Origin of the sequence: Kitasatospora sp. NPDC059812, from assembly GCF_042732075.1 — a bacterium.
In the GTDB taxonomy this organism is placed as follows: Bacteria; Actinomycetota; Actinomycetes; order Streptomycetales; family Streptomycetaceae; genus Kitasatospora.
Window position 1 is genome coordinate 65,566 of record NZ_JBHWIO010000008.1, and the last position, 2,176, is coordinate 67,741.

2 protein-coding genes and 3 tRNA genes are annotated in these 2,176 nt (G+C 71.6%); all 5 read right to left on the bottom strand.

Annotated elements, in window-relative coordinates:
• Nucleotides 1-72 precede the first annotated feature (72 nt).
• A tRNA-Ala gene (locus ACFV6D_RS06530) sits at nucleotides 73-145 on the bottom strand.
• Nucleotides 146-448: 303 nt separating this feature from the next.
• Nucleotides 449-521: transfer RNA gene (locus ACFV6D_RS06535), tRNA-Ala, on the bottom strand.
• A gap of 43 nt (nucleotides 522-564) precedes the next feature.
• A tRNA-Ala gene (locus ACFV6D_RS06540) sits at nucleotides 565-637 on the bottom strand.
• A gap of 224 nt (nucleotides 638-861) precedes the next feature.
• Complete coding sequence (locus ACFV6D_RS06545; protein ID WP_063351096.1) at nucleotides 862-1,509, bottom strand: histidine phosphatase family protein; 648 nt, start codon at nucleotides 1,507-1,509, stop codon at nucleotides 862-864.
• A complete protein-coding gene (rsfS, locus tag ACFV6D_RS06550) occupies nucleotides 1,506-1,964 on the bottom strand; it encodes a ribosome silencing factor (RefSeq protein ID WP_063347541.1) in 459 nt (152 codons plus the stop codon). Before rsfS ends, ACFV6D_RS06545 begins: the two co-directional genes overlap by 4 nt.
• Nucleotides 1,965-2,176 lie beyond the last annotated feature (212 nt).

A 2,176-nucleotide genomic window follows, 5' to 3' on the forward strand; every position in this document is an offset into this window, starting at 1 on the left:
CCGTTCCGCGGGTGCCATGCGCAGAACGCGGTTGGCCCCCCACCCATTTCGGGTGGCGGCCCTCGACTGCTGTGGAGCTACGGGGAATTGAACCCCGGACCTCTTGCATGCCATGCAAGCGCTCTACCAACTGAGCTACAGCCCCTTGACCTGCGATGTCACCGGAGGCTTTCGGCCGTTTCCGTCCGGTTTCCCTCGGCGACATCGCCTACTTTACACGGTCCCGGGGGTGCTCCACGAATCCGTTCCCGGGGGCCCGCGTTCCCGCTCCCTCAGGCCCCCGCTCCCCCTCCCCGGAGCCCGCGCCCCCAACCCCGAGACCCGCGCTCCCGCCCCCGGGGCCCGCGCCCCACCCCGGAGGCGGGCCGGCGACGGGAACTGGCAGACCCGCAGAGGCCCGGCAACGCGAGAGGCCGCCACCCGATGGGTGACGGCCTCTCAACTACTGTGGAGCTACGGGGAATTGAACCCCGGACCTCTTGCATGCCATGCAAGCGCTCTACCAACTGAGCTACAGCCCCGCGACACGGGCGCTCCTGATCGAACAGGATCGCTGGTGCGGAGTGGAGCTATGGGGAATTGAACCCCAGACCTCTTGCATGCCATGCAAGCGCTCTACCAACTGAGCTATAGCCCCGCAGTCGTCGGATCTCCCGCTTCCCTTCCGGGCCGCGTTCCTTCCCTGCGAACGAGGAAAACTCTAGCTGGTCAGGGCCGGAACTGCGAAATCCACCCCTGCGAAGCCCCTGCACGCCCCTGGCGAGCCCCCGGCAAGCCCCTGCATGCCCGCAACCCCGCCCGCACCCCACCCCACCCCGCGACGCGCCCGTCGCTCAGGCGTCATCGCTCAGGCGTCGTCGCTCAGGTGTCGTCGCCGATGACCGGCTGCGGGAGCGTGCCCGCGTTGTGCTCCAGCAGGCGCCAGCCGCGCGCCCCCTGTCCGAGCACCGACCAGCAGCAGTTGGACAGCCCGCCGAAGCACTCCCACTGGACCGGGTCCAGGTCCAGCAGCCGCCCGAGCATGGTGCGGATGGTGCCGCCGTGGCTGACCACCACCAGCGTCCCGTCCTCCGGCAGCTTGTCGACGGCCTCCAGCACGACCGGCACCGAGCGGTCGGCGACCTCGGTGGCCAGTTCGCCGCCGCCGCGCCGCACCGGCTCGCCGGCCGCCCAGGCCGCGTACTCCTCCGGGAAGCGGTCGCGGATCTCGGCGTTGGTCAGACCCTGCCAGGAGCCCGCGTAGGTCTCCCGCAGGCCCTCGTGGTGCTGCACGTCGAGGCCGGTGACCTCGGCCAGTTCCTCGGCCGTGCGCTTGGCCCGGGTGAGGTCGGAGGAGATCAGCAGGTCGGGGCGCAGGCCGGAGAGCAGCCGAGCCGCCCGCTGGGCCTGGAGGACGCCCTGGTCGGTCAGTTCGATGTCCGTGGTGCCCTGGAAGCGGGACTCCAGGTTCCACGACGTCTGGCCGTGGCGCCAGAAGACGACGCGCGGCCCCCGCCCGTCCCGGCTCAGTGCAGGTCCTCGGGCTTGCCGAAGTCGTCGGCCGGGGCGACGACGTTGCCGGCCTCGTCGGTGTGGGCGTCGGGCCGGTTGCGCGTGGCCAGGGCGTCCTCGGGCAGCGGCAGCTCGGGGCAGTCCTTCCAGAGGCGGTCCAGCGAGTAGAAGGAGCGCTCCTCGGAGTGCTGGACGTGCACGACGATGTCCAGGTAGTCGAGCAGGATCCAGCGGCCGTCGCGCTCGCCCTCGCGGCGCACCGGCTTGATGTCCAGCTGCTCGCGCAGCTGGTCCTCGATCTCCTCGGCGATCGACCGGACCTGGCGGTCGTTGTTGGCGGAGGCGATCAGGAAGGCGTCGGTGATCGACAGCACCTCGCTGACGTCGAAGGCGATGATGTTGTGCGCGAGCTTGTCGGCCGCCGCCTGCGCGGCGACGGTGATGAGCTGCTGGCTGTGGTCGGTGACGGTCACGGTGTTCTTCCGGCTCGGCGGCTTGGGGGGCGACCCCTGGCTCCTGGCCGGGGGTCGCCTTCCAGGATCTCACGCCGCCCCGGCCGCCCCCCGCCGCGCCCCCCACGCCCGCCCGAACCCCCGCCGGGGGCGGTCGGTCCGGGGGCCGCGGGCGCGCGTTGATTACGGGGGGGGGCCGGGTGCGGGCGGGCTAGGTCTGTCCGGTCCTAAAG